The following is a 25815-nucleotide window of genomic DNA, read 5'->3' as shown; positions in this document are numbered from 1 at the left end:
GTGGTCACGAAGTGTCGCCTGGAGACGCTCCAGACGATGGTTCGCGACCCCTCGGGGCCGCGCCTGCGGCACGTCGTGCCCGCCCGGCGCTCCGCGGCCGGGCGTGTCAGCGGACGGGAACCGTCGTCGACAGGGCGCGACGGTCGGCGCGCGCGACCTGCACGACCGAGGCGACGAGGCCCACCGCGACCAGCGCCACGACGACCACGAGCACCGCGGGTGGCACCGGGCCGATCTCGGAGTAGCGCAGCAGCCCACGCCCCGTCACCGGGAACACCGCCGCGTTCCAGAACCAGGCGGACGCCACCGCGAAGCCGTACACGCCCACGGCGGGCAGCACGACCGCCAGTGCCACGGCGCCCCAGGCGCGTGCCCGTCCGGCCGGTACCAGCCGCCGCCACGCGAGCGCGCTCAGCACGATCAGGCAGACGATCGCGGGGAAGTAGTACCGGCCCTGGGTGGCGGCGACCTCGGTGGTGGTCAGGTACGAGTGCGCGCTCGTGCGGTTCTGGATGCCGATCAGGAGCGCCGGGAACACCGCGAGGCAGAGCGCCGTCCGCAGGTCCGGGCCGCGGCGGAACGCCCAGCCGACGAGCACCACGAGGGCGACCAGGGTGAGGACGGCGGTGAGCAGATCGCCGATCGTGACCTGTGCCCGGCCGCCGAAGCTGCCCCAGAACGTGCGGGCGAGGGTGCCCCAGCTGACGTCGAGGAAGTGCCCGAGCGTGGGGCTCTCACCCGGCGGGAAGTCCTTCGGGGGCCGCATGGCCGTGTAGCCGTTCGGCTGGATCCGGCCGTACGACACCAGGTTGTGCAGCCACCACCACGCGCCGATGCCGCCGGAGACCGCCATCGCGACGACCGTGCGCACGATCCGTTGCCGCAGGGACAGCACCCCGGCGCCGGCGAACAGCACCACCACCGCGACGAACGGCACCGCCGGCAACCCCGTGCCCTTGATCCAGACCAGGGCCCCGAGGACCGCCGCCAGTGCGATCGTGGTGCGCCAGCGGATGTCCCCGGTGAGCAGACGCGTGGCGAGCCAGACGACGATCCCGGCGACGAGCAGGACGGGGGCGTCGTTGGAGAACGACGAACCGATGGACGCGAGCTCGGGCGTCGCGAACACGGCGAGGGCGCCGATCAGCGCGGCGCGGGGGCTGCGGGTCATCCGGCGCACCGACGCCCAGGCGAGCAGCGGCAGCGCGGTCACGGCCAGCACGTCGGCCAGGCGGAGGGCGATGAACGCGTGGTCCCAGCGGAGTTCCCCGAAGTCGACGGCACGGAGCACGGCGGCTCCGGCCAGGTAGGCGGTCGGCGGGTGCTGGGTCATCTGGTTGACCGTCCCCGAGGGGCCGGGGGCGTTCTGCAGCAACTCGCCCACCGTCGACCACTCGTCGGACGGCTTCGTCGCCTGCTCGACCTTGGCGGCCTGCACGGCGTTGGTGACGAACAGCTCGCCGGGGGCCGCCCACGCGTCGCCGAGGGCGAGGTGCACCGAGGCGTCGATGTGCGCGGTCTCGTCGGGCGCTTCGAACACCGGGACGATCAACGCCCACGCCACGAGCCACAGCCCGAAGGTCGCCGTGATCACCGCGATCGCGACACGTTCCCAGCGCGCGGTGCGGGGTGGAGCAGGGGTGGTGGTCGTCTCGGCCGTCACCCCACCGATCCTAGGTCAGGCGTCGTGGGGGACCCGCGGCCCGTCGGACACCGACTCGTCGGCGGTGGCCGGCTGCGTGGCGGTGCGCTCGGGGTGGTAGACCCAGACCTTGTAGAGCCAGAACCGGAAGACCGTGCCGAGCACGAGCCCGACGATGTTCGCGACGTTGTCGGCGAGCACCGAGGTGAGCCCCATGGCGTAGTGCGAGACCCCGAGGCAGGCGAGGGCGATGACCATGCCGCCGAGCGAGACGACGACGAACTCGACACCCTCGCGGGTGGCCACGGCGCGACGCTGCTCACGGAACGTCCAGTACCGGTTGCCCATCCAGTTGACGAAGATCGCCACGACGGTGGAGATGACCTTCGCCCAGAACGGGCCCGAGTGGACGTCCTCGGGGTTCAGGACGGTGATGCGCAGCACGTTGAACACCGTGGTGTCCACGACGAAGCCGACGGCACCGACGACGCCGAAGCGTGCCAGCTGGGCGATGAGGCGCCGCACGAGCCCTCCAGGATCCGTAGAGTTGTGACCGGTCGTCCAGAGCACGACCCGAACAGCGATTGTAGACAACGCGTTCCCACCGCGCGGTGGGAGCGCCGGAAGGATCACACAGCATGGCGTTGCGCGTCGGGGTCATCGGTGGGGGACAGCTGGCACGGATGATGGTGCCGGCCGCGGTCGAACTCGGGATCGACATCCGGGTGCTCGCCGAGGGGCCGGGCATGTCGGCGAGCATCGCCGCCACCGCCGAGGGCGACTACCACGACGCCGCCACGGTGCTCGAGTTCGCCCGACAGGTCGACGTCGTCACCTTCGACCACGAACACGTGCCCCAGGACGTTCTGCGCACGCTGGTCGACGCGGGCGTGGCGGTCCACCCCGGCCCCGACGCGCTGGCCGTCGCGCAGGACAAGATCACGATGCGTCGCCGGCTGAGCGACCTCGGCCTGCCGGTGCCCGACTGGGCGGCCGTGCACGACCCCGACGAGCTCCGCGGGTTCCTGGCCGACCACGGTGGCCGAGCCGTCGTCAAGACCCCGCGGGGCGGGTACGACGGCAAGGGTGTCCGGGTCGTCTCCGACGCCGCCGAGGTCGACGACTGGTTCATCGCCGTGGCCGAGGCCGGCGGCGACCAGGCCCTCCTGGTCGAGGAGCTCGTCCCCTTCACCCGCGAACTCGCGCAGTCCGTGGCACGCCGCCCCTCCGGGCAGGTCGTCGCCTGGCCGCTCGTCGAGACCGTGCAGCGCGACGGCGTCTGCGCCGAGGTCATCGCTCCGGCCCCGGACAGCGCCGGCCGGATCGCCGACCTGACCGAGTCGATCGCCGTCCGCATCGCCGAGGAACTCGGGGTCACCGGTGTGCTCGCCGTCGAGCTGTTCCAGACCGACGACGAGCGCATCCTCATCAACGAGCTCGCGATGCGTCCGCACAACACCGGGCACTGGACCATCGACGGCGCCACCACGAGCCAGTTCGAGCAGCACCTGCGTGCCGTCCTCGACCTGCCGCTCGGTGCCACCGGCTCGTTCGCCCCGGCGTCCGTCATGGTCAACGTGCTCGGCGGACCCGCCGACGGCGACCTCGCCGCCCGGTACCCAGCCGCACTCCAGGCCTTCCCCGAGGCCAAGTACCACTTCTACGGCAAGGCACCCCGGGCCGGGCGGAAGATCGGGCACGTCACGGTGCTCGGCGACGACGTCGACGACGTCGTCTACCGCGCTCGCGCGGCCGCTGCCCACTTCGACGACTGAGGTCGCGTCCTCGACGTGACCGGATGACGACACGGGAGGCCCGTGGTGACGCCGCCACGGGCCTCCCGTGTCGTGTCGGCGCGGGACGCACTTGTCGGCCGGTCTGCGGACACCCCCTCGGGTGGCACCCGCTCGGGAGGCTGGTGGGGGACGGGAACGCGTGTTCTCCTGGAGCAGTCAGGGAACACACGTCCAGGGGAGTCTCCATGCGCCGCCGTCCGCGCCGTACCGCCGTCTGCGCAGCCGCAGTCGCCCTCGTCGCTGCCGTCGCCGGCCTGCTGCCGACCGCGACCGCGTCGGCAGCGACCTCGGCTTCCGCCATCCGCTCGGCGACGTCCGCGTCGCTCTACGGCGCCGGGCCGTACCGGTCGCCCACGAGCGAGGCGGCGAAGGCCCAGACCGCCCTCGCAGCCACCGACCCGGCCGGTGCCGCGGCGGCCGGGACCATCGCCCGCTACCCCGTCGCCACCTGGCTCGGCGACTGGACGCAGGGGACACAGCTGACCAAGACCATCAGCACCGCCCTGACCGGGGCCGAGCAGTCCGGCACCACCCCCGTGTTCGTGCTCTACGCGATCCCCGACCGTGACTGCGGCGGGTACTCGGCCGGCGGGTTCGACGAGCGTTCCTACGACGACTGGGTCGACCAGGTCACCGCGGCGCTCACCGGGCACCGTGCAGCCGTCGTCGTCGAACCGGACTCGCTCGCGATGCTCAGCAACGCCAAGTGCAGCACGGCGCTCGACGAGCAGCGCTACCGGATCCTCTCCCGCACCGTCGCCGGCCTGACCGCTGCCGGGGTCCCCGCGTACCTTGACGCCGGCAACTCGAACTGGGTGCAGCCCGCACTGATGGCGTCGCGACTGAACAGCGCGGGGGTGCAGCAGGCCCGCGGCTTCTTCACGAACGTCGCGAACTACTACCCGACCGCCCAGGAGCAGGCGTACGCGCAGAAGGTGTCCGCCGCGACCGGGGGTTCCCACTACGTGATCGACACCTCGCGCAACGGGCAGGGCTGGCGCGGCACGTGGTGCAACGGACCCGGCGCCGGACTCGGTACCTCGCCCCGGGTGGTGTCCGACGGCACGGCGCTCGACGCCCTGCTGTGGGTGAAGACCCCCGGCGCGAGCGACGGCACCTGCAACGGTGCCCCGGCCGCCGGCAAGTGGTTCTCGGCCTACGCGCAGGCCCTCGTCGCGAACGCACGCCTGGGGGCACCCGCTGCCGACATGACACCCCGTGGGGCGCTCGAGGCCGTCGCCGGCACCGGCGGCGGCGTCCGCGTGTCCGGGTGGGCCTACGACGAGGACGACCCCACGCAGCCCGTGCGGGTCCGTGCCACCGTGGACGGGGCCGCGGCCGGCGTCGCCACCGCCGGGCTCGACCGTCCCGACGTCGACGCCCGCGCCGGTGTCGGCGCGACCCACGGCTTCGACGTCGTGCTGCCCACCGCGGCCGGCGCTCGCCGTGTCTGCGTCACCGCGGTGAACATCGGCGCCGGATCGGACACCGCGCTCGGCTGCTCGACCGTCCGCGCCTACCGGCACGACCCCTACGCCGGGCTCGAGTCCGTCACGGCCGTGGCCCGCGGCATCGCCGTGCGCGGCTGGGCGTTCGACGGCGACGCGGTGACCGCGGCGACCCGGGTGGCGATCACGGTCGACGGCAGACGGGTGACGTCACTGGACGCCGGCCGGAAGCGCGCCGACGTGGACGCGACCTGGGGCTCCGGCCGTTCGCACGGCTTCGCGGGCACGGTCCGGGTGGCGGCCGGCAAGCACACGGTCTGCGCGGTCGCGCACAACACCGGGACCGGAGCGGACCGCACGGCGTCAACGTGCCGGACGGTGCGGGTGCGCTGAGGCGGCGTGCGGCGTTCGGCGTCCGGTGCGAGGTTCCGGGTGCGAGAGGATGGACGCATGCCGCGTGATCTCGTCCGCCGGGCCGCCCGACGCCTGCGCCGTGTGGTCGTCGGGGCCCCACCGCAGCCGGTGCCCCTGCCCGTGCTCGGGTACGTCGTTGCCGGCGGTGGGGGCGCGCACCCGGCCTCGGCACACGTCCGTGTGGTCCGGCGCACCGAGCACCTGGCGTCGAGCGGCACCGCCGAGGCCCGTCAGGTGGACCCGGCCGCGTTCGTCGACGGCTCCGACACGACGCCGTACGCCGCACTCCTGGTGCAGCGTGACATCCTGCCGCGTGACGACGTGCAGCCCTTCCTGGCGGCCGCCGCGGCCCGGGGGATCCGCGTCGTGGCCGAGGTCGACGACGACTTCTTCACCGATTCCGGGCGCGAACGACTGGCCCGTGCCGAGTACGACCCCGACCGGCTCGCCTCGATCGACGCCCTGGTGCGGGGTGCCGACACCGTCGTCGTGAGCACGCCCGAACTCGCCGACGTCGTCCGTCCGGTCGCGCGGGACGTCGTCGTCGTGCCGAACGCCCTCGACCCGGAGATCTGGACCGCCGGCCCGACGGACGACGATGACGACGAGCGCCCCGAGGGGGAGCACCGGGTGCTGTACATGGGCACGCTCACCCACGCCGCCGACCTCGAACTGCTCCGTGACGTCTTCGCCGACCTCGCCACTGCGGACGGCACCCCGATCCGGCTCGAGGTCATCGGCGTGACGGACGAGGGCGGCGCGGACTGGTTCCGCCGGGTCGACGTCCCCGACGGGCACTACCCGGCCTTCTCCCGCTGGCTCGTGGCGCACCGGGAGCGCTGGCGAGCGGGTGTCGCACCCCTGCGCGACGAGGAGTTCAACCGCGCGAAGAGCGACCTGAAGTTCCTGGAGTACACCGCGCTCGGACTGCCCGCCGTGGTCTCGGACCGGCCGTCGTACGCGGTGGCACGGGCGCACGGCGCCGTGGCCGTCACGGATGACGTCGGAGCGTGGCGGGACGCCGTGCGGACCGCTGTCGAACGTGGCCGACCGGACGAGCGCGCTGCGCGCTGGGTCGCCGAGGACCGCACGATCGGCCACGACGGCGACACCTGGCGGCGGGTCCTGCTCGGCTAGGCTCGTCGCGTGACCGACACCGCCGCACCCGCACAGCCGCTCGTCTCGATCATCATGGGGTCGGACTCCGACTGGCCGACCATGCGGGCCGCGGCGGAGATCCTCTCCGAACTCGGCATCCCGTTCGAGGCGGACGTCGTGTCGGCGCACCGCACCCCGGACAAGATGACCCGCTTCGCCCGCGCCGCCGCCGAGCGCGGCATCCGGGTCGTCATCGCCGGGGCCGGCGGCGCAGCACACCTGCCCGGCATGGTGGCCTCGATGACCACGCTGCCGGTGATCGGCGTCCCGGTGCAGCTCGCGCGCCTGGACGGCCTCGACTCGCTGCTCTCGATCGTGCAGATGCCGGCGGGCATCCCGGTGGCGACGATGGCGATCAACGGAGCCGCCAACGCCGGTCTGTTGGCGGCGCGCATCATCGGTTCCTCGGAGCCGGCCGTCGCCGCTCGGCTGACGGAGTACGCCCACGGGCTCGAGCGCCTGGTCGAGGAGAAGGCCGCGCGCCTCCGCGACGCACTCTGACGCGGCGGGGCAGGGCTGGGCTGGGCCGCGATCGGGTCCTGGGCCGCGCTACGGTAGCGGGATGCGCCGCGCCGTCCCCGTCCTCGTCCTCGCCGTGATCGCCGTGGTCGCCGCGGTGGTCTGCGGGTTCGCCCTGCACGCCGCCGGTCCGTTGAACCCGGTGTCCGGCTGGTTCGGCCCTGCTGAACGGGGCTTCGTCTCGACGAAGTCGCAGTACGACTCGATGCTCACCTCGGTGCACGTCGCCGAGGTCGCGGCCGTGGTCGTCGTCGTCGCGGTGCTGGCAGCCGTCGTGGTCGCGCTCGTCACGCGTCGTCGTCGCGCCCGGCCCTGATCGGACGGCGCAGACGACGACCCCTGCTCGAGTCGACGGGGCTCCCGGTCGCGCCACGCGCTCTGACCAGGACTTCCAGCCGACGGTTCGGTCATCGTGCAAGGCCCGCTTACTGGGGGTACGCAGCTGTGTCAACCCCCGGACGCACATCGTGGACAGCAACTACCGTGAACGCCGGGCAGCCGAGATCCGGTCGCCCGGCACCCACACCGAACGGGTGCGAACCGTCACGTCAGGGAGTGACCGAGCCCATGCAGGAACGCGCCACCAGGAGAGCCGCACTCGCCGTCGTGCTCCTCGGAGCAGCACTCGTCGCCGGCCCGCTCGGCCAGGGGACCGCAGCGACCGCCAGCTCGGCACCGCTCGGCGACGTCGGGAAGTTCAAGCAGACCTTCCGCGAGCAGTTCAGCACCCCGGCCAGCGCCAAGGGGGCCTTCGCGAAGCAGTACGCGAGGTCGTGGCAGCCGTACCCGGACGGCACCGGCGGCATGTACTACTCGGGGTCGCAGATCAGCTCGCACCACGGGTACATGGACGTCAAGCTCGACGGCAAGCACGGCGCCGCCGGCACCTTCGGCACGCCGACGGGCGCCTGGGGCCACAAGGGCGGGAAGTTCATCGTCCGCGCCAAGGCGACCGGTGGTGCCGGCAACGGCGCGGCCTTCATGCTCTGGCCGTCGTCCGACCGCTGGGCCGACGGGGAGATCGACTACCCCGAAGCCAACTTCGACCAGCAGCCGATGCTGCACCACCACTCGATGATCGCGGGACAGGAGGCGAACGCGGTGAGCGTGGGCACCGGCGTCTCGTGGCGGTCGTGGCACACGTACTCGATCGAGTGGGTGCCCGGGAAGTCCGTGCGGTACCGCCTCGACGGCAAGGTGATCAAGACGGTCACCAGCCACGTGCCCAAGACGGCGCACCGCTACATGTTCCAGGTCGGGGACTGGGGCGACGCGGGGCACCTGTACATCGACTGGGTCAGCACCTACACGTACAAGGGCTGACGCGGTCCGACCGTCAGAGGTCGGCGTGCAGCTGCCAGGTCTCCGCAGCGGAGTCCGACCAGTCGTACATGCGTGCTCGGTCCGGACCCGCCACCGCCAGTCGGCTGGCCAGGTTCGGGTCGTGCACGACCTGGTAGACCGCCTGGGCGAGCCGTGCCGGGTAGGACTCCCGCGGGGACCGGGCGACGGTGACCCCGGCGTCCGACGCGACCTCGGCCACGGCGGGGTCGTCGGAGTGGATCACCGGGGTACCGAAGCTCATCGCCTCGATCACGGGCAGGCCGAACCCCTCGGCGAGGCTCGGGAACACGAACACCGTCGCACGGTCGTAGACCACCGCGAGGTCCGCGTCGTCGATGCGGCCGAGGACCTTCACCCGGTCGCGTGACAGGCCCGCACGCTCCGCGGTGCCGTACACGTCGACGTCACCCCAGCCGTCCGGGCCCGAGATGACGAGGGGGATGTCGGCCGGAGCGTCCGGGTGGGCCATCGCCTCGATCAGGGAGGCCAGGGCCTTGCGGGGCTCGAGCGTGCCGACCGCGAGCACGTAGCGGTCGGGCAGGCCGAGACGTTCCGCGCGCAGGTCGGCGTCGACGGGCAGCCGGAGGCGTCCGCTCGGGGCGCCGCCGATGACGCGGAGCCGGTCGTCGAAGCGGTGGATCTCGTTCAGGGCCCCCGCGACGGCGTGGGTCGGCACCACGACGGCGTCGGCGTGCTTCCACGCCCGCTTCACCATCGCCTTGTGGAAGTGGACGCCGCGCGGCGTCAGGGTCTCGGGGTTGGTCCACGGCACGACGTCGTGCACGGTGACCACGGTCTGCCGACCCGGGTCCTGGAAACGGTCGTGCTTGACCAGTGGTGCGAGCACGCTCGGCGCGTGCACCATGCCCTTCGCGATACCGCCGACGAACCCGCCCTGCCAGGCGAGCGACAGCTCGCGACGCGGCAGCGGGAGCCGCTGCAGGTCGGACAGCCCCGGCAGGAGCGTCCGCAGGTGCGCCATCTCGTCGGACCCGACGGCGGAGACCACGCCCGCGACCTCGCAGCCGCTCGGCGCGTGCTCGACGAGGTGCCGCGCCAGTTCCTCGGCGTAGCGCCCGATGCCGCCCGGCACGGGAGCGACGATCTGGTCGACGATGACGTGGAGGGTGGTCATGGTGCTGTGCTCCTCGTCGTGGTTCGTGGACCGGTGGTCCGTGGACCCCTGGTCAGGGGCCGAGAGCCGGCCCCGCGCTCGGCTGCCCGACACTACCAGGGTGGTCCCGGCGCCCCCTGGGCGCGGTCGGTGGGCGGTCTGGAGGCGCGGGTCGGGTTCCCGACGTCCCGGGACCGACCCGCGCCTCCTGGCCGAGAGCCGCGCCTACGCGGTCAGCGCACCCGCCGCGACGGCGGCGTGCAGCGCCTCGCGCCAGTCGCGCATCGGCGCGAGGCCGGCGCGCGACCAGCCGTCGTGGCCGAGCACGCTGTACGCCGGACGCGGTGCCGGACGGACGAACGCCGCACTGTCCGTGGGCAGGACGCGCTCCGGGTCGAGCCCGAGCTCGCGGTAGATGGCCTGCGTGAAGTCGAACCAGGACCCCTGGCCCGCGTTCGTGCCGTGGTAGATGCCGGCCGGGGCGTCCCCGTCGACGAGTTCGACGATCCGGGCGGCGAGGTCGCCGGTCCACGTCGGCTGGCCGACCTGGTCGGTGACGACGCTGACGGTGTCGTGCGAGCCGGCGAGCCGGAGCATCGTCGCGGCGAAGTTCGGCCCGTGTGCGCCGTAGATCCACGCGGTGCGGACGACGTACGAGGTGTCCGGGGCGATCGCGCGCACCAAGGCCTCGCCGGCGGCCTTCGTGCGGCCGTAGGCGTTGATCGGGTCGGTCGGGGCGTCCTCGGCGTAGGGCGCCGTGCCGTTGCCGTCGAACACGTAGTCGGTCGACACGGTGACGAGCTTCGCGCCGTGGCGGACGGCGGCCTCGGCGAGGAGCTTCGGCCCGGTCGCGTTCACCGCGTGGGCGTCGTCCTCGTGGTCTTCCGCGTCGTCGACCTTGGTGTACGCGGCCGAGTTGACCACGACGTCGTGCCCGGCCACGGCGGCGTCCACCGCGGCCGGGTCGGTGATGTCGAGGTCGGCCCGCGACAGCGCGGTGACGTCGCGGCCCGCGAGCGCGGCCTGGAGGTCCTGGCCGAGCATGCCGGCCGCTCCGGTGATGAGGTACCTGGTCACGGTGTGCCGGTTCAGCTCAGGGCCGCACGCTGCTTGAGCGGCTCCCACCAGGCGCGGTTCTCGCGGTACCACTGCACGACGTCTGTCAGGCCCTGCTCGAACGGGACCTGCGGCTCGTAGCCGAGCTCGGCCTGGATCTTCGAGATGTCGACCGAGTAGCGCAGGTCGTGCCCGAGTCGGTCGGCGACGCGGTCGACGTACGACCAGTCCTTGCCGGTCGCGTCGAGGAGCAGCTGCGTGAGCTCCATGTTGGTCAGCTCGGTGCCGCCGCCGATGTTGTAGATCTCGCCGGCGCGGCCGCGGGTCAGGACCATCGCGATGCCGCGGGTGTGGTCGTCGACGTGCAGCCAGTCGCGGATGTTGTTGCCCTCGCCGTACAGCGGGACGTGCACGTCGTCGATCAGGTTGGTGACGAACAGCGGGATGACCTTCTCGGGGAAGTGGTACGGGCCGTAGTTGTTCGAGCAGCGCGTGATCGAGAGGTTCAGCCCGTGCGTGCGGTGGTAGCTGCGGGCGAGCAGGTCGCTGCCGGCCTTCGACGCCGAGTACGGCGAGTTCGGCTCGAGCGGGCGTTCCTCGTCCCACGAACCCTCGCTGATGGAGCCGTAGACCTCGTCGGTGGAGACGTGCACGAAGCGCTCGGTGCCGTGGCGGAGTGCCGCGTCGAGCAGACGCTGGGTGCCGACGACGTTGGTCTCGACGAAGATGCCGGAGTCGCGGACCGAGCGGTCGACGTGGGACTCGGCGGCGAAGTGCACGATCGCGTCGACGGTCGGGACGACCTCGTCGAGCTTCGCGGCGTCGCGGATGTCACCGTGAACGAAGGTGTAGCGGGGGGAGTCGGCGACCGGGGCGAGGTTCGCTTCGTTGCCGGAGTAGGTCAGCGCGTCGTAGACGACGACCTCGGCGCCCTCGAGGCCGGGGTACGCGTCCTCCAGCGTGCGGCGGACGAAGTTCGAGCCGATGAAGCCGGCTCCTCCGGTGACGAGGATCTTCACGAGGTCTCTTCCTTTGCGTTGTCGACGGCGACGCGGATGGCGGCACCGGCGGGGTCGTCGGATCGAAAGCCGATTGTACGGGGCCGAGGCTCAGTCGGCCGTGCGGGCACGTCGACGTCGACGACGGCCGACGACGAGCACGGTCACGGTCGTGAGCACGGCGATCCCGACGGTCCCGCCCGTGACGAGCCACCCGGCGGTGAGCCCGGGCACCGAGTAGGACAGCCGGACGGTGTGCGAGCCCCGCGGGACCCAGACCGCGCCACCGGCGTTGTCCGCGGCGACGAGGTCGGTCGGCTCGCCGTCCACCGTGGCGTGCCAGCCCGGACGCCGGAGCGAGTCCGCGACCACGAGCCAGCCGCCACCGGTCGCATCGACGTCGGCGACGGTCTCGCTCGGGGCACTCGGCCGTAGCCGGACCACGGCGTCACCCGTCCGGTCGGCCCGGTGGTCGGTGGACGTGCTGAGGACGACGGTGTCGTCGGAGAGCGCGTGCCCGGCGAGTGCCGCGAGCCGGTTGTCCGTCGATGCGAGCACCCGCTGGTCGGACGCCCACCGCACCCGGTCGAGCGCCGAGCTGCGCTGGTAGATCGTGGCGTCGCCGGTGTGCACGACCGACACGCCCTGGCCGGCGACCGGCCGGACGGTGTCCAGGACGGCCTTCCCGCCGGTGCCCGTTCCGATCGCGACCGGCTGTGACTGCCCGGTGACGGTGATCTCGGCGTGCCACTGCACACGCGACGGGATGCTCGACCCCGCGACGGCGACGTTGCGGGGGCCGCCGAGGGCGGGCACCCAGCTCTCGGTCTCGGCGAGGGTCTTCCCGGTGCCGTCCGCGACGATCGCGACGGTGAGGGTCATGCCCCGAGCCGACGTCGTGAGCTGCGGCGGGCCGGTGAGGGTCACACCGTTCACGGGGCCGGAGTTGCTCGGCCCGTCGACGGACGGTCGCCTCGTCGTCAGGTCGGTCCACCCCGTACGGCGGGCGCCGGCCTCGGGGGTCCCGGCGATCGGGGCGGAGGGGTCGGCGACGACGTACTTCGTGGCGACGCGGTCGAGGACGGCGGAGTCGACCAAGTGGGTCATCTCGTCGGGCGCGAACGTCAGGTACGTGGCCGTCGGGTACGTCGTCGGGTCGACGGTCCGCATGAGCTGCTTCCACTCCCGCGTCTGGAACGCGTGCCCGGTGGTCGAGCGGATGCCGTAGTACGAGGCCGACCCGGGCAACGTGGCGGTGCCGGCGGTGGCGAAGCGGTCCTGGGCGGACACGTGCTCCTGCAGGTAGTCGATCGCCGGCGACGACGGGTAGAACGTCGAGTTCGGCGCGATGGGCCACCAGCGGACCGTCGCGGCGACGGCGGGCACGCAGACCGCAGCGACGATGCCCATCGCGGCGGCGATCCGGAGCGCACGGATCCGCACGAGCCACGGAACGAGGACGAGGACGGCCGTCCCGGCGCCGACGACCCCGGTGACGAGGACGAGGAGCTTGGTCCGGTGCAGCACGTCGGCCGGCACCGTGTCGAGCGCCAGCGCCGTCTGCAGCCCGACCGACGCGGTGAACAGCACGACGAGGACGACCGTCGCGATCCGGCCCGCGCGCCGGAGCGGCGTGGCACGGCGGAACCGTGCGAGTTCGTCGCGCAGCGTCTCGGGCTCGACGACGCGTCCGAACCCGATGCCGGCGAGCACCGCGGCGAAGAAGCCCACGACGACACGCGCTCGACCGATCGGACTCGAGTCGAACACCGGGAGTTCCCGGACCGCGGCCAGGAGCGGGCCGCCGAGGAACACCAGCACGACGCTGAACGCCAGCAGCGACGCGAGGATCGGCACGACACCGCGCTGCCGACGCCGGACCCGAGCCGCGTCGGCGTCGCGCGCCGGTGCGGTGGCGGGCGCAGCGTCGACGGTGGGCGCTGCGTCGACGGCGGGCGCTGCTCCGCCGGCGGACGCTGCGTCGCGTCGACCCGGGCGGATCAGGACGGCGGCGGCGATGAGCACCACCGCAGCGATGCCGATGTACGAGTACTCCTCGACCGGGTTGCGGAGGCCCCACGCGCGGCCGGTGCTCGCCAGCGACGTGATGTCCGGGATCCAGGAACTCACCAGGGGCGCGGACCCGATGCCGGCACCGCCGCGCTGACCGCGACCGCCGAAGTCGACGACGTTCGCGGCGCTGATCGCGAACGGCACGAGTTGCCAGGCGGCGAGCAGGACACCGAGGACGATCCCGCCGAGGGCGATCCCCGCACTGACGAGCACCTGGCGGAGTGCGCGGTGGGCCACGATCGTGCGGGCCAGGAAGAAGAGGCCACCGACGAAGAGCCCGTAGCCGACGATCGCCGGGAAGCCCCCGAGCAGCATCGCGGTGACGACGAGGCCGACGCTGAACAGGTCGCGTGCACGGAGCTCGACGGCGGCCCGGTCGATGGCCCAGAACAGCAGCGGCAGGAAGGCGGCCACCCGGGTCTGCGGCCAGTTCGACCACGCGACCATGAAGCCGGACGACGCGAAGACGAGCGAGGCGATCGGCCACGCGGCCCGCGGGACGCCCCACCGACGCAGCAGCAGGGACATGCCGGCCGTGATCGCGACGATCTCGAGGAGTTTCACCGCGCCGGCCGCGGCCGAGAACGGCAGGATCCACCAGGGGAGCGACAGCGGGGACCACGCCCCGGAGTTCGGCACGCCGCCGAGTTCGACGCCCCCGGCGACGTACGGGTTCCATGACCCGAACACGCCTTCGTGCGCGAGCTTGACCAGGAGCGTCGTCTGGGGTGTGACGCTGTCGAGGGTGTCACTGCTCAGGATGTTCGTCGAGTTCCGCAGGGTCTCGAGCGACTCACCCCACGGGGTGTACCGGCTGAGCATGCCGGTGTTCAGGAACGTGCCCTGACCGATCAGTGCGGGCCCGATGGTGCAGGCGATGAACGCCACGAGCGCGGCCCAGGCGACGATCTCGACCCAGGACGAAGGGCGACGGAGCCAGAGCGCGAACCGCGTTCGGCCCTTCAGCATCGCCGACGCCGGGTCAGTCGCCATACCGCTGCAGTTTCTGCAGGTCGAGCTGCTCCTCGGCCAGCGTGCGGTTCAGGCGGGTGAGGTCGGCCACGACGCCGATGACGATCGACAGGAGCGCGGTGATGAGCAGGACGACACCGAGGATGATCGACTGCAGGTGGTTGCCGCCGGTGTGCATCGCCAGGAGCACCAGGTACCGGATGAGCGGCCAGAGTCCGAGTGCTCCGAGCACCGCCGCGACCCAGAGGAACAGCGCCATCGGCCGGTACATCAGGTAGACGCGGGCGATCGCCGAGCCGGACTCGAACATGTGCTGGAAGATGTTGTTGAAGAGCCGCGACTCGCGGGTCTTCGGGTTCGTCGTGATCGGCACCGACGCGATCGCCAGGCGCTTGTACCCGGCCTGCACGATGGTCTCCATGCAGTAGCTGAAGCGCGTCACGATGTTCAGGCGGATGAGCGAGTACTTCGAGTACGCGCGGAACCCGCTCGCCGCGTCGGGCAGGTCGAGCCCGGCCGCACGGCTCGCGACCCACGAGCCGAAGCGCTGCATGGCCTTCTTGAAGCCGGAGAAGTGCTCGATGGTGCGCGTCTGCCGGTCGCCGATGACGATCTCGGCTTCCTTCCGCAGGATCGGCTGCACGAGTTCGGCGATCTGTGCCTGCGGGTACTGGTTGTCCCCGTCGGTGTTCACGACGATGTCGGCACCGTGGAGCAGCGCGTAGTCGACGCCGTCACGGAACGAGCGGGCGAGGCCCATGTTCGTGGTGTGGTGCACGAAGTGCTTGACGCCGTGCTCCTTGGCGACCTCGACGGTGCGGTCGGTGCTGCCGTCGTTGATCACCAGGATCTCGATCTCGTCGATGCCGTCGATCTCCCGTGGGATGGAGTCGATGACGCTGGCGAGGGTGTTCTCCTCGTTGAGGCAGGGGATCTGGACGAATAGCTTCACGGGCTCGCTTGGTCTCGTTTCGGGAGTCGGCAATGCGCAGAACCATGACAGCCTATGCGAACTCACGGCTTGCTAGGCTTCCCCGGTGCAGATCCGCGAACTGAAGATCCCTGGCGCGTGGGAGTTCACGCCCGTCCAGCACGGCGACGCACGAGGAGCATTCCTCGAGGCGTACCGCGCCGACGTCCTCGAGGAGACCGTCGGTCACCCGCTCGACCTCCGCCAGGTGAACATGTCGATCTCCGCGGCCGGTGTCGCCCGCGGCATCCACTACGCCCTCGTCGCACCGAGCCAGGCGAAGTACGTCACCGCCGTGCGCGGGGCGTTCATCGACTACATCGTCGACATCCGCGTCGGGTCCCCGACGTTCGGCCAGTGGGACTCGGTCCGCATCGACGACGTCGACCGCAAGGCCGTCTACCTGTCCGAGGGGCTCGGCCACGCGATCGTCGCGCTCGAGGACCAGTCGACGGTGAACTACCTGGTCAGCGCGCACTACGACCCCGAGCGCGAGAAGGGGATCACCATCCTCGACCCGACGGTCGGGCTCGACCTGCCCGAGGGTCTCGGCGAGCTGGTGCTGTCCGAGAAGGACACCAGCGCCCCCACCCTCGAAGAAGCCGCGGCCCAGGGGCTGCTGCCGACGTACGAGGAGTGCGTCGCGTACACCGAATCGCTCCGGACGAAGAAGTAAGGGGAAAGCGATGAAGGGCATCATCCTCGCCGGCGGTTCCGGCACGCGCCTCTGGCCGATCACCAAGGGCATCAGCAAGCAGCTCATGCCGATCTACGACAAGCCGATGGTCTACTACCCGCTGTCGACCCTGATGATGGCGGGCATCCGACAGGTGCTGGTCATCACGACCCCGGAGTACAACGACCAGTTCCGGGCCCTGCTCGGCGACGGCTCGGCGTTCGGCATGGAGATCGAGTACGCCGTCCAGCCGTCCCCGGACGGTCTCGCCCAGGCCTTCGTCATCGGTGAGGAGTTCATCGGCGACGACAGCGTCGCGCTCGTCCTCGGCGACAACATCTTCCACGGCACCGGCCTCGGCACGAACCTGCGGAAGAACACCGAGGTCGACGGCGCGACGATCTTCGCCTACCACGTGGCCGACCCGAAGGCGTACGGCGTCGTGGAGTTCGACGACGACTTCACCGCCGTCTCCATCGAGGAGAAGCCGGCCGAGCCGAAGTCGAACTACGCCGTCCCCGGCCTGTACTTCTACGACAACAAGGTCATCGAGATCGCCAAGACCATCGAGCCGAGCGCCCGCGGGGAACTCGAGATCTCGACGGTCAACGAGCGCTACCTCGAGGCCGGTGAGCTCGGCGTCCAGGTCCTCGACCGCGGCACGGCGTGGCTCGACACCGGCACGTTCGAGTCGATGATGCAGGCGTCGGAGTACGTGAAGGTCATCGAGGACCGTCAGGGCTTCAAGATCGGGTGCATCGAGGAGATCGCCTGGCGCAACGGCTGGATCGACGACGCGCAGCTCGCCGAGCTCGCCGCGCCGCTGGTCAAGGGCGGCTACGGCGTCTACCTCCAGCGACTCCTCGGCGTCTAGCACCGCCCGTGGCCTCCGGTTCCGGGTGGTTCGGTCGCCGTCGTCGCGACGCGACGGCGGCCGACCACCCCGACCGGGAGGCCCGTCCCGCGCCCGCGACGACGGCTGAGGTCGTCCGCGTGGCCGGGTTCCCGGACCCGCTGCCGCGGCTGGACCACGACGTCACGGTGCTCGTGACGACCCGCTCGGACCGGCACGCCGAGGTTGCCCGGCTGGTGTCGGTCGCCCACGATGCCTTCGGTCGTGGCGCTGACGTCCGGGCCGTGAGCTACGTCGCCGATGCGTCGCCGGTCGACCCGTTCGGGCGTCGCCTGCCGTGGGTGCGGACCGTGCCCGTGGACGGCCTGGGGTCCGCGATCAACGCCGGCCTCGCCGCCGGGGTCGGACGGGTCCTCCTGCTGGTCGACACCTCGGTGACGATCGATGCCGGCGGTCTCCTGGCACTCGCCGAGACCGGAGTCCACCGCCTGGTGCAGGCCTCGGTGCGCACGGCGGACGGTTCGGCGAGGAACGGTGCACTGCTCATCCGTCCCGGCGCACTCCCGTGGTCGGACGACCGTCCGTTCGGCACGGGGGACTCGGTGTTCGGTGCCGATCAGCCCGTGCTCGCTGTGCCCCGGGCCGCGATCGTCCCTGTGCCCGTGCTCACGGACGAGCCGACGACGCTCGTCGGGTGGACGCACGCGTGCGCTGTGCGCCAGCGACCGCAGTCGGGTCCCACGATCCTGGTGGAGGACGTCGGTGAGACCGTCCGACTCACTGAACCCGGGCGGACGATCGACGCCGCCACCGTGGACGCGTTCTCGGCCTGGCGGGACGCGAGACGGGACTCGGTCGACGGCCGGGGTGCTGCAGTCTCCGCCGGGCCGCCGTTGCCACCGTGGGGGGCGCGCCCGGTGACCCCGGTCCGTCAGACGCCTCGTCGCGCCAGCGATACGCTCGCCTGGTCGCTGAAGATCGCCGCGCCTGCCGGGCCGGAGGGCGACGGGTGGGGCGACGTGCACTTCGCCGCCGAGCTGGCCGGTGCCCTCAAACGGTTCGGGCAGCGCGTCCGGATCGACCGGCGAGACGCCCACGTGCGCGACGACGATGCTGCGGACGACGTGACGCTGGTGATCCGCGGGCTGGATCGGGTGCCGCCGAACCCCGCCTCGGTGAACCTGCTCTGGGTGATCAGCCACCCTGATGACGTCGCCGACACCGAGCTGCGGTCGTTCGACGTCGCCTTCGCGGCCGGTCCGGTGTGGGCGGCTGCCGCGGCCGATCGTTCGGGCGTGCCGGTCCGGACGCTGCTGCAGGCGACCGACCCCGCGGTGTTCCACCCGGGCTCGCGGGCGGCGACGAGCCCCGATGCCGACCGCGTGGTGTTCGTCGGCTCGACCCGCGGCGCCGCGCGCCCCATCGTGTCCGACGCGGTCGGGCTCGGTGCCGACCTGCGCGTGCACGGTCCGGGGTGGGACGAGGTCGTCCCCGCGGAGTCGCTCGGCGAATCGTCGCTGACCCGGCCCGAGGTCGCGGCGGCCTACGCCTCGGCGCGTGTGGTGCTCAACGACCACTGGCCGGACATGGCGGCGGGCGGCTTCGTGTCGAACCGGGTGTTCGACGTGCTGGCGTCCGGGGGAGTCGTCGTCACCGACGAGGTCGCCGGGCTGTCCGACGTGCTCGACGTGCCGACGCTCGCGGTCGCGCGCTCCCGCGACGAACTCGCCGCGCTGCTGGACCCGTCGTACGCCTGGCCGACTGCTGCCGAGCGGGCCGTCGTGGCCGAGTACATCGCCGCCGAGCACTCCTTCGACGCCCGTGCCGCCGTCCTGCTCGAGGCAGCTCGAACCGAACGCACCCGCCTCCGCTCCTGACCCGACTCCTCGCGAACCAGGTTCCGGCGCGGGCGGGGTTCGGCTCAGGCGGGTCAGGCGGCGCGGTGGGCGACAGGGAGTTCGGCGCCTGACGGGTCCGGTTCCGGTGGGAGCGTCGGGCGCCAACTACGTCGGAGCGCGCCGAGGAGGAGGAACCAGTCGATGACCGGGAAGGCGCCGAAGAACGCCATCCACGCCGGGGTCCCGATGTCACGGAGCCGCCGTGCGCCGAGTGCCAGGTTCGGGATCGCGGTGACGATGCACCACGCGAAGAGCACCCACTGCGACGGGGAGCCCTCGGCGAGGATGCGCCATCCGTGGTCGCTGCCCTCGAGGGTCAGGACGGACTGTCCGATCCCGAGGAACCCGGGGGTGTTCTGGAAGTCGGTCATCGAGTCGTCGGCGCCCCGGACACCGGTGATCATCGGCACGAGGGTGAGCACGAGCCAGACCACGAGCAGGTCGGCCCCGCGTGCCCACCAGAACTCGGCGCGGCTCGCACGGCCGCTGCGGAACGTGAAGGCTCCGGTCCAGTAGCGGCGGGCGGAGTGGATCGGGCCGCAGCCGAGCCAGGGTCCGGGATCACGTTGCACGGCGCCGAGCCTAGTGGCGCCGGGTACCCGCAAGACACCGGTGTTCGCACGTCGAACACTCCCAGATCGCGGTGTAACACGTGGACACCGGTGTTTTGCGACCTGGGCGACCTGGGCGACCTGGGCGACCTGGGCGACCGGGGTACCGGTGGGCGGGGGCTACTTGCGCGTCACCCAGCGGGCGCGGAGCGACAGGCCTGCGTGCAGAGCGACCCGCAGGGGCCAGAGCCACCACGCCCGGTACTTCCGCGACAGGAACCGGTACGCGCTCCGGTGGTGCTCGATCTCCATGCGGCGGCGGTTGGACGACGTCGAGTGGGCACCGGTGTGGGTGACGACCGACGACGGCACGTACACGTTCGCCCGGCCGGCACGACCGACGCGCTGCCCGAGGTCGACGTCCTCGAAGTACATGAAGTACGACTCGTCGAAGCCCCCGAGCTGGCGGAACAGGTCGGTGCGGATGAGGAAGCACGCACCCGAGAGCCAGCCGGCCTCGCGTTCGACGACCTTCGTGGTGGACCAGTACCGCTGGCTCCACGGGTTCGCGGGCCAGAACCGCGAGAACGCCGCGTGGCCGAGGCCGGTGCGCAGCGAGGGGAGCTGCCGGGCGGACGGGTAGGTCTCGCCCTGGTCGTCGAGGATCCGGGGGCCGAACGACCCACCGGACGGCATCCGGTCGGCCGCGGCCACGAGCTCGTCGATCGAGCCCTCGCCGAGCACGACGTCGGGGTTCGTCACGAGCAGGAACTCCGGTCGCACGTCGGGCAGTACGTCGTCGAGGGCGCTCAGGGCTGCGTCGATCCCGCCGCCGTACCCGCGGTTGCCGCCGGAGGACACCACGACGGCGCCGTAGGACTCACCGATCGCCCGGAGCGCGTCGATGTCGGCCGAGCCGTTGTCCGCGATGACGACGGCGACCGGGTCCTTCGAGGCGCCGGCGACGCTCGCCAGGAACGGCCGGATGGTCTCACCGGTGTTGTAGGTGACCGTGAGCACCGCGACCCGGATCACCGCGTCCCCCCACCGACGGACTCGTACGCCTCGACGTGCACGGCGGCGGTGGCGTCCCAGGTGAACTCGTCCGCCCGCGCCAGCGCCGCCGCACGGTGCGAGGCCACGAGCGCCGGGTCGTCGAGCAGCGCCGTCATCGCGGCGGCCAGTGCCGTCGCGTCGGGCTCGGTGTAGACGGCCGCGTCGCCACCGACCTCGGGCAGCGACAACCGCCGGGTGGTCAGGACGCAGGCGCCGGAGGCCATCGCCTCGACCACGGGCAGGCCGAAGCCCTCGCCCAGGGACGGGTAGACGACGAAGTCCGCACCGCCGAGGAAGCCGGCGAGGTCCTCGAACGGCAGGTACCCCGCCTCGATGACGTGGTCGGTGGGCTGCAGGGCGTCGAGGCGTGCGATCGCGGTCTCGTCCCAGCCGCGCGCCCCCGACAGGACCAGCCACGGCGTGTCCGCGCCGCCGGCCGCACGCGCGGACCGCACCGCGGCGTACGCGTCGAGCAGCGCGGTGACGTTCTTCCGCGGTTCGATGGTGCCGAGGAACGCGATCCACGGAGCGCCCTCGGGCAGGGTGGCGGCGATCCGGGCGTCCTCGACCGCGGCGACGTCGGGCTCGTGGAACACCGTGCGGTCGACGCCGAGCGGGGCGACCCGGACGTCGGCACGGATGCCGCGGACGACCCGGGCGGCCTCGGTCGCGGTGGCCGCGCTCGGCACGATGACGACGGGCCGGGTGCGCAGCGAGCGACGGCTCCACCACGTGAAGAAGGTGCGCTTCAGGCGCGAGTGCCACTCGGGGTTCGAGAAGAACGTGGCGTCGTGCAGCGTGACGACGGACCCACCGCGCCAGCCGAACGGGAACGTGTAGTGCGGGGAGTGCAGCACCCGCGCCCCGAGCCGACGGCCGAGTGCCGGCAGTCCGGTCTGCTCCCACAGGAACCGCAGCGGCACCGAGTCGGTCCACGCCGGCGCCGTGTGCACGGTGGCGTTCGGCGCGAGCGAGCGGAAGTGCGCGGCGTGCACGGGACGGACGACCAGGTGGACGTCGAGCGACGGGTCAGTCAGGTGCGACACGACCCCTTCGACGTAGCGTCCGACGCCGCCGAGCGCCTGCGGTACCGCGGTCCCGTCGACGAGGACGGTGAGCTGCGGCACGCGTGGTTCCTTCCGGGCGGGGGCGTCGTGGCCGTGGCCGTCGACGGGGGAGTGTCCAGGATAGCCCGCTGCGCTCATGCGCCCGGGTCCACGCGGCGGCGCGGGACGGACGCGCGCCGGGTCTCGCGCAGCCGGCGCGCGAGGTGGACCGGCAGGGTCCCCGCGACGTCCGCGAACGCCGCCAGGACGAGCCGCGCCTCCCGGCGGGTGCGACCGGAGGCCAGCCCGCGCAGGCCGCGCACCAGGGTCCGGACGGTCGCCCGCGCGATGGTCGGCCAGGGGGCGTGCCAGAGGGCGACGACGATGCGGTTGCGGGCGTTCCGGAAGACGAACAAGTCGCTCTGCACGCCGGACGACGCCGAGTGGTCGTGCTCGACGACCGCGTCGGCGGCGTGCTCGACGCGCCATCCGCGGCGGCGGAGCCGCCAGGCGAGCTCGGTGTCCTCGTAGTACATGAAGAGCGACTCGTCGAGCAGGCCGACGTCGTCCAGGGCCGTGCGCCGCAGCGCGGAGGCGCCGCCGGAGAACCCGAAGACGTCGACGTCGGCGACCCGGTCCACGGGGGCGAACCAGTCGCGGTCCATGCCGTTGCCGTCGCGGTCGACACGGACGCCGGTCGAGTTGAGCCGGACCTCGCCGTCCGCCGACGGCGTCCAGCGCCGCCCGTCGTGGTCGCGCAGCACGCGCGCATCGGGTGCTGGTTCCGCACCGGCCGGGAGGACCGTCCAGCGTCCGGCGAGCACGATGCGGCCCGTCACCGCCGCGACCTCGGGCCCGGCGTGCGCCAGGTGGTCGCGGAGCGCCGCGACGAAGCCCGGCGCGGGCACGGCGTCGTTGTTCAGGAGCACGACGACGTCGGCGTCCGTGTGCCGGATGCCGGTGTTCGCGCCGGCCGCGAACCCGCCGTTGTCGTCCCGCGCGACGACGGTCGCGTCCGGCAGTGCCTGGCGGAGCACGGCGACCGAGTCGTCCGACGACCCGTTGTCGACGACGATGACGTCCTCGGCGGTGCCCTCGTCGAGCACGGCGCGGACGGCCGCGGTGGTCAGGTCGGCGCGGTTCCAGTTGACGACGACGACGGCGGTGCGCAACGTGTCGTCAGCTCGGGGAGCGCCGACGGCACGGGCCCCGGTGTCGCCGTCGACCGGGGTCAGTCGAGCTCCTCGACCGTGGGCTGCGCGTAGACGGTGCCGACGGCGTTGCCGAACGAGGGGACCTCGAACGAGTCGCACTCCGGCATGTCGTGCAGGTGGCGGCCCGCGGAGTCCATCATCGACACGTTGATGAAGTACTTGCCGGTGCCGAAGGCGGTGTCCGCGATGCGGAGACGGAGCTTCCGGCGGCCGTGCAGCGGGTGCAGTTCGAGGCCCATGATGCCGGTGGTGGTGCCGTAGACGACCTGGCCGCCGGCGTTGTTGATCTGCACTGCGGCCTCCCAGTCGGCGATGCCGTCCAGGTGCTCGAACTCCATGTCCACGACGAGGTCGTCGCCGGGCATGACGTCCGCGCGGGGCTCCTTGCCGTCGACGTGCACGCTCGCACCGAGGACCTTGCCGCGGCCGACGGCGACGTCGGTGCTGAGCTCGCCCTGGCGGCGTTCCTCGAGCACCTCGCGGAACATGCTCACGGCCTGCACGGGGTCGCCGTCGTGCAGCACCTTGCCCTTGTTGAGCAGGACGACGCGGTCGCACATCTCCTGCACCTGGCTGAGCGAGTGCGTGACGATGATGATCGTCTTGCCGGCTTCCTGGAAGGTGCGGATGCGGTCGAGGCACTTGCGCTGGAAGGCCTCGTCACCGACCGCCAGGACCTCGTCGACGAGCAGCACGTCGGGGTCGGTGTGCACGGCGACGGCGAAGGCGAGCCGCACGTACATGCCCGATGAGTAGAACTTCACCTGGGTGTCGATGAAGTCCCCGATGCCCGAGAACGCCAGGATGTCGTCGAACTTCTCGTCGGTCTGCTTGCGGCTGAGGCCGAGCAGGCTCGCGTTGAGGTACACGTTCTCGCGGCCGGACAGGTCGGGGTGGAACCCGGCGCCGAGCTCGAGCAGCGCGGCGAGGCGACCGCGGCGGGACACCGTGCCGGACGTCGGCTGGATGATGCCGCCGATCGCCTTGAGCAGGGTCGACTTGCCGGAGCCGTTCTGACCGATCAGTCCGACGGTCGAGCCGGCCTGGATCGACACGGTGACGTCGTCGAGGGCCCAGAAGTCCTGGCGGTGCTTGCGGCCGGCGCGACCGAGGGTGACGATGCGCTCGCGCAGGGTGTTGTCCTTGCGCACCGTGAAGCGCTTGCGCACGTGGTCGATGACGATGACGTCGGGACGGTCGGCGGTGTCGCCGGTGGTCGTCGGGGCGACGGGGGTGCTGATGGCCATGGTCTAGAGCTCCTGCGCGAAGTTGCCCTGCAGGCGGGAGAAGATCCGCTGCGCACCGATGAGGCAGAAGAGCCCGATCACGAAGGCGATCCCCAGCCGCAGCATCAGGTGTTCCGGGTACGTGACGTCGGCCGGGTCGTGCAGCCAGATCGCGTTCTGCAGGCCGAGCACCGCCAGCGTCAGCGGGTTGTTCGTGTACGCGGTGATGAGCCAGTCGGCGTTCACCGTGGCGACCACGCGCGCGTAGGAGTAGACGATCGGCGAGGCCCAGAGCAGGACCATCAGGCCGACGTCGATGACGAACTGCACGTCGCGCAGGTACACGTTGAGCGCGGACAGCACGAGACCGATGGCCGCGCCGTAGACCAGGATGACGGCGAGCGAGGGGATCAGGTAGACCAGGCCCTCGTGCCAGGGGAAGACCCCGATCACGACCGTCGCGGCGAGCAGGATCGCGAACTGGATGGTGAAGTTCACCAGGGCCGCGCCCACACTGGCGAGCGGGAAGACCTCGCGCGGGACGTAGACCTTCTTGATCAGCCCGGAGTTGCCGACGATCGAGCCCGTCGACCCGGCGACGATCTCGCTGAAGAGCGTGTAGGCGGTCAGGCCGGTGAAGACGTAGATGGCGAAGTTGTCGATGCCGTTGGCGGCGCCGAGGACCTTGCCGATGACGAAGTAGTAGATGAGCAGCTGGGTCAGCGGGCGCACGAGCGTCCAGACGAACCCGAGTGCCGAGTCCTTGTACCGGGCCTTCAGGTCACGTCGGACGAGCATGCCGAGCATCTCGCGCTGCCGGAAGACGTCGCGCAGCTCGCGGAAGGTTCCGCGGAAGGCGCTCGTCGGAGCGCCGATCACGACGAGGGGTTCCTTCGCGAGCGCGGTCATGCGGGCTTGGTCGACCATACGTCTCTTCGTTCGTGGGGGCAGGACCGGAACAGCATACTCACCGGGCCCGCGTGGCGGGGTTGGGCGACGGCCGTCGTGCACCCCGAGTGGGGGTGATTCCGGCCGATCCAACCCTCAACCTTCACTTTCGAGTTACCGTTGTTGCAACCCGGACCCTTGTCAACATCCTCAGGACGGCCCGTCAGCATGCTCCTCGCATCCAGGCCGATCGCTGCGTTCGCGGTGGTCGGTGCACTCAGTCTCCTCGTGGCCGGTTGTTCCGGCGGTGGCGACGACGCCACCCCGTCGCCGTCGGACTCCGCCACGCGCACCCCGAGTGCGACCCCGACCGGCGACGCCTCGGCGACCGCGGCACCCACCGGAGCGGCCCCGTCGCCGACCGACGGTGCGTCCGGCGACGGCGGCACCGACTCCGGCGCCGGCGACGACGACACCCCCGGTCCGTTCCCGGGCAGCGGCGCGACGAACCAGCCGGACACCGACCCGTCGGAGTTCCCGGCCACGGCCGTCGTGACCTACGCCGGCTGGGACACCGGCTCGAAGACGCTCCAGGCCGGCGGCCTGGTCTCCGGCACCACCGACACGAGCGGGAAGTGCACCTTCACCGCGACGAAGAACGGCGTCACGCGGAAGGCCACGAGCACCGCGCAGGCGAGTGCCTCGTCGGTGAACTGCGCGCAGGTGTCGTTCCCCGCGGCGAAGGTGCCGAGCGGCACCTGGTCCGTCACCCTGACCTACGCCATCGGCTCCGCGTCGACGACGTCCGACCCCCTGACCGCCGAGGTCCCGTGATGCGCCCCACCCGTTCCCCCCGTCCCGACAGCGATGACCGCCCCGTCCGGCGGTCCCTCCGCAGCTCCC

Annotated in this window: 23 protein-coding genes; 10 read left to right on the top strand and 13 right to left on the bottom strand. The window is 71.9% G+C overall.

All coding sequences use genetic code 11. The features are described 5' to 3' along the window. Positions 1-106: 106 nt before the first annotated feature. The gene (locus tag BIU95_RS16065) at positions 107-1663 is read right to left on the bottom strand and encodes a DUF2142 domain-containing protein (protein ID WP_071252200.1); all 1557 of its coding nucleotides are present in this window, start codon (positions 1661-1663) and stop codon (positions 107-109) included. A 15-nt stretch (positions 1664-1678) separates the two neighbouring features. Beyond that, positions 1679-2167, bottom strand: a complete 489-nt coding sequence (locus BIU95_RS16060) for a GtrA family protein (RefSeq protein WP_017888771.1) — start codon at positions 2165-2167, stop codon at positions 1679-1681. A 113-nt stretch (positions 2168-2280) separates the two neighbouring features. Here BIU95_RS16060 and BIU95_RS16055 point away from each other — a divergent pair, with 113 nt between their 5' ends. The 6 genes from BIU95_RS16055 to BIU95_RS16030 all read left to right on the top strand — a co-directional run bounded on the left by BIU95_RS16055 (position 2281) and on the right by BIU95_RS16030 (position 8300). After that, the gene (locus BIU95_RS16055) at positions 2281-3417 is read left to right on the top strand and encodes a 5-(carboxyamino)imidazole ribonucleotide synthase (RefSeq protein WP_017888772.1); all 1137 of its coding nucleotides are present in this window, start codon (positions 2281-2283) and stop codon (positions 3415-3417) included. 206 nt (positions 3418-3623) lie between these two features. Next, on the top strand, positions 3624-5279 hold the full coding sequence (locus BIU95_RS18840; protein ID WP_071252198.1) for a glycoside hydrolase family 6 protein: 1656 nt from the start codon (positions 3624-3626) through the stop codon (positions 5277-5279). A gap of 57 nt (positions 5280-5336) precedes the next feature. Continuing rightward, the gene (locus BIU95_RS16045; protein WP_071252196.1) at positions 5337-6437 is read left to right on the top strand and encodes a hypothetical protein; all 1101 of its coding nucleotides are present in this window, start codon (positions 5337-5339) and stop codon (positions 6435-6437) included. A 54-nt stretch (positions 6438-6491) separates the two neighbouring features. Then, the gene (gene purE / locus BIU95_RS16040; protein WP_139179877.1) at positions 6492-6959 is read left to right on the top strand and encodes a 5-(carboxyamino)imidazole ribonucleotide mutase; all 468 of its coding nucleotides are present in this window, start codon (positions 6492-6494) and stop codon (positions 6957-6959) included. Positions 6960-7020: 61 nt separating this feature from the next. Then, complete coding sequence (locus BIU95_RS16035; RefSeq protein WP_042538813.1) at positions 7021-7293, top strand: hypothetical protein; 273 nt, start codon at positions 7021-7023, stop codon at positions 7291-7293. 239 nt (positions 7294-7532) lie between these two features. Then, positions 7533-8300, top strand: a complete 768-nt coding sequence (locus BIU95_RS16030; RefSeq protein WP_071252193.1) for a family 16 glycosylhydrolase — start codon at positions 7533-7535, stop codon at positions 8298-8300. Between the two features lie 13 nt (positions 8301-8313). Here BIU95_RS16030 and BIU95_RS16025 read toward each other — a convergent pair whose 3' ends face one another. The 5 genes from BIU95_RS16025 to BIU95_RS16005 form a co-directional block, all read right to left on the bottom strand. Beyond that, complete coding sequence (locus tag BIU95_RS16025; RefSeq protein ID WP_017888777.1) at positions 8314-9456, bottom strand: glycosyltransferase family 1 protein; 1143 nt, start codon at positions 9454-9456, stop codon at positions 8314-8316. Between the two features lie 204 nt (positions 9457-9660). Continuing rightward, positions 9661-10512, bottom strand: coding sequence for a dTDP-4-dehydrorhamnose reductase (gene rfbD, locus BIU95_RS16020; protein ID WP_017888778.1), 852 nt, complete (start codon positions 10510-10512; stop codon positions 9661-9663). 11 nt (positions 10513-10523) lie between these two features. Beyond that, the gene (gene rfbB / locus BIU95_RS16015; protein WP_071252191.1) at positions 10524-11510 is read right to left on the bottom strand and encodes a dTDP-glucose 4,6-dehydratase; all 987 of its coding nucleotides are present in this window, start codon (positions 11508-11510) and stop codon (positions 10524-10526) included. Positions 11511-11600: 90 nt separating this feature from the next. Continuing rightward, positions 11601-14555: a hypothetical protein gene (locus BIU95_RS16010; protein ID WP_071252189.1), complete on the bottom strand. Its 2955-nt coding sequence runs from the start codon at positions 14553-14555 to the stop codon at positions 11601-11603. After that, positions 14545-15486, bottom strand: a complete 942-nt coding sequence (locus BIU95_RS16005) for a glycosyltransferase family 2 protein (RefSeq protein ID WP_017888781.1) — start codon at positions 15484-15486, stop codon at positions 14545-14547. Before BIU95_RS16005 ends, BIU95_RS16010 begins: the two co-directional genes overlap by 11 nt. Before the next feature lie 85 nt (positions 15487-15571). Between BIU95_RS16005 and BIU95_RS16000 the strand changes: the two genes are divergently transcribed. The 3 genes from BIU95_RS16000 to BIU95_RS15990 are packed head-to-tail and all read left to right on the top strand — an operon-like array spanning position 15572 to position 18910. After that, positions 15572-16180, top strand: coding sequence for a dTDP-4-dehydrorhamnose 3,5-epimerase family protein (locus BIU95_RS16000; protein WP_017888782.1), 609 nt, complete (start codon positions 15572-15574; stop codon positions 16178-16180). Between the two features lie 10 nt (positions 16181-16190). Beyond that, positions 16191-17054 carry a glucose-1-phosphate thymidylyltransferase RfbA gene (gene rfbA, locus BIU95_RS15995; protein ID WP_017888783.1) on the top strand — a complete coding sequence of 288 codons (864 nt, stop codon included), beginning with the start codon at positions 16191-16193 and terminating at the stop codon, positions 17052-17054. Positions 17055-17062: 8 nt separating this feature from the next. Next, positions 17063-18910: a glycosyltransferase gene (locus BIU95_RS15990; RefSeq protein ID WP_071252187.1), complete on the top strand. Its 1848-nt coding sequence runs from the start codon at positions 17063-17065 to the stop codon at positions 18908-18910. A gap of 53 nt (positions 18911-18963) precedes the next feature. Here BIU95_RS15990 and BIU95_RS15985 read toward each other — a convergent pair whose 3' ends face one another. The 6 genes from BIU95_RS15985 to BIU95_RS15960 form a co-directional block, all read right to left on the bottom strand. Beyond that, the gene (locus BIU95_RS15985) at positions 18964-19503 is read right to left on the bottom strand and encodes a DUF805 domain-containing protein (protein ID WP_071252185.1); all 540 of its coding nucleotides are present in this window, start codon (positions 19501-19503) and stop codon (positions 18964-18966) included. Positions 19504-19662: 159 nt separating this feature from the next. After that, positions 19663-20517 (bottom strand): glycosyltransferase family 2 protein, encoded by an 855-nt coding sequence (locus BIU95_RS15980; protein WP_071252183.1) that lies wholly within the window; start codon positions 20515-20517, stop codon positions 19663-19665. Next, entirely contained in the window at positions 20514-21665 is a 1152-nt protein-coding gene (locus BIU95_RS15975) for a glycosyltransferase family 1 protein (protein WP_071252181.1), read from the bottom strand. The genes BIU95_RS15980 and BIU95_RS15975 overlap by 4 nt, the downstream gene beginning before the upstream one ends. A gap of 74 nt (positions 21666-21739) precedes the next feature. Further along, positions 21740-22756 carry a glycosyltransferase family 2 protein gene (locus BIU95_RS15970; protein WP_071252179.1) on the bottom strand — a complete coding sequence of 339 codons (1017 nt, stop codon included), beginning with the start codon at positions 22754-22756 and terminating at the stop codon, positions 21740-21742. Between the two features lie 59 nt (positions 22757-22815). Beyond that, the gene (locus tag BIU95_RS15965; protein WP_017888789.1) at positions 22816-24045 is read right to left on the bottom strand and encodes an ABC transporter ATP-binding protein; all 1230 of its coding nucleotides are present in this window, start codon (positions 24043-24045) and stop codon (positions 22816-22818) included. Positions 24046-24048: 3 nt separating this feature from the next. After that, on the bottom strand, positions 24049-24951 hold the full coding sequence (locus BIU95_RS15960; RefSeq protein ID WP_017888790.1) for an ABC transporter permease: 903 nt from the start codon (positions 24949-24951) through the stop codon (positions 24049-24051). Positions 24952-25140: 189 nt separating this feature from the next. Here BIU95_RS15960 and BIU95_RS15955 point away from each other — a divergent pair, with 189 nt between their 5' ends. After that, positions 25141-25746: a hypothetical protein gene (locus BIU95_RS15955; protein ID WP_071252176.1), complete on the top strand. Its 606-nt coding sequence runs from the start codon at positions 25141-25143 to the stop codon at positions 25744-25746. Positions 25747-25815 lie beyond the last annotated feature (69 nt).

Source organism: Curtobacterium sp. MCBA15_007 (assembly GCF_001864905.1).
In the GTDB taxonomy this organism is placed as follows: domain Bacteria; phylum Actinomycetota; class Actinomycetes; order Actinomycetales; family Microbacteriaceae; genus Curtobacterium; species Curtobacterium poinsettiae.
Note: the sequence above shows the minus strand (reverse complement) of the source record. Positions and strands in the feature narration are given on the sequence as shown.

Bases quoted from the DNA above. Each gene is read 5' to 3' on its own strand.
- BIU95_RS16055 (WP_017888772.1), top strand. From the start codon at position 2,281: ATGGCGTTGCGCGTCGGGGTCATCGGTGGGGGACAGCTGGCACGGATG.
- BIU95_RS18840 (WP_071252198.1), top strand. From the start codon at position 3,624: ATGCGCCGCCGTCCGCGCCGTACCGCCGTCTGCGCAGCCGCAGTCGCC.
- BIU95_RS16045 (WP_071252196.1), top strand. From the start codon at position 5,337: ATGCCGCGTGATCTCGTCCGCCGGGCCGCCCGACGCCTGCGCCGTGTG.
- purE (WP_139179877.1), top strand. From the start codon at position 6,492: ATGGGGTCGGACTCCGACTGGCCGACCATGCGGGCCGCGGCGGAGATC.
- BIU95_RS16035 (WP_042538813.1), top strand. From the start codon at position 7,021: ATGCGCCGCGCCGTCCCCGTCCTCGTCCTCGCCGTGATCGCCGTGGTC.
- BIU95_RS16025 (WP_017888777.1), bottom strand. From the start codon at position 9,456: ATGACCACCCTCCACGTCATCGTCGACCAGATCGTCGCTCCCGTGCCG.
- BIU95_RS16010 (WP_071252189.1), bottom strand. From the start codon at position 14,555: ATGGCGACTGACCCGGCGTCGGCGATGCTGAAGGGCCGAACGCGGTTC.
- rfbA (WP_017888783.1), top strand. From the start codon at position 16,191: ATGAAGGGCATCATCCTCGCCGGCGGTTCCGGCACGCGCCTCTGGCCG.
- BIU95_RS15965 (WP_017888789.1), bottom strand. From the start codon at position 24,045: ATGGCCATCAGCACCCCCGTCGCCCCGACGACCACCGGCGACACCGCC.
- BIU95_RS15960 (WP_017888790.1), bottom strand. From the start codon at position 24,951: ATGGTCGACCAAGCCCGCATGACCGCGCTCGCGAAGGAACCCCTCGTC.
- BIU95_RS15955 (WP_071252176.1), top strand. From the start codon at position 25,141: ATGCTCCTCGCATCCAGGCCGATCGCTGCGTTCGCGGTGGTCGGTGCA.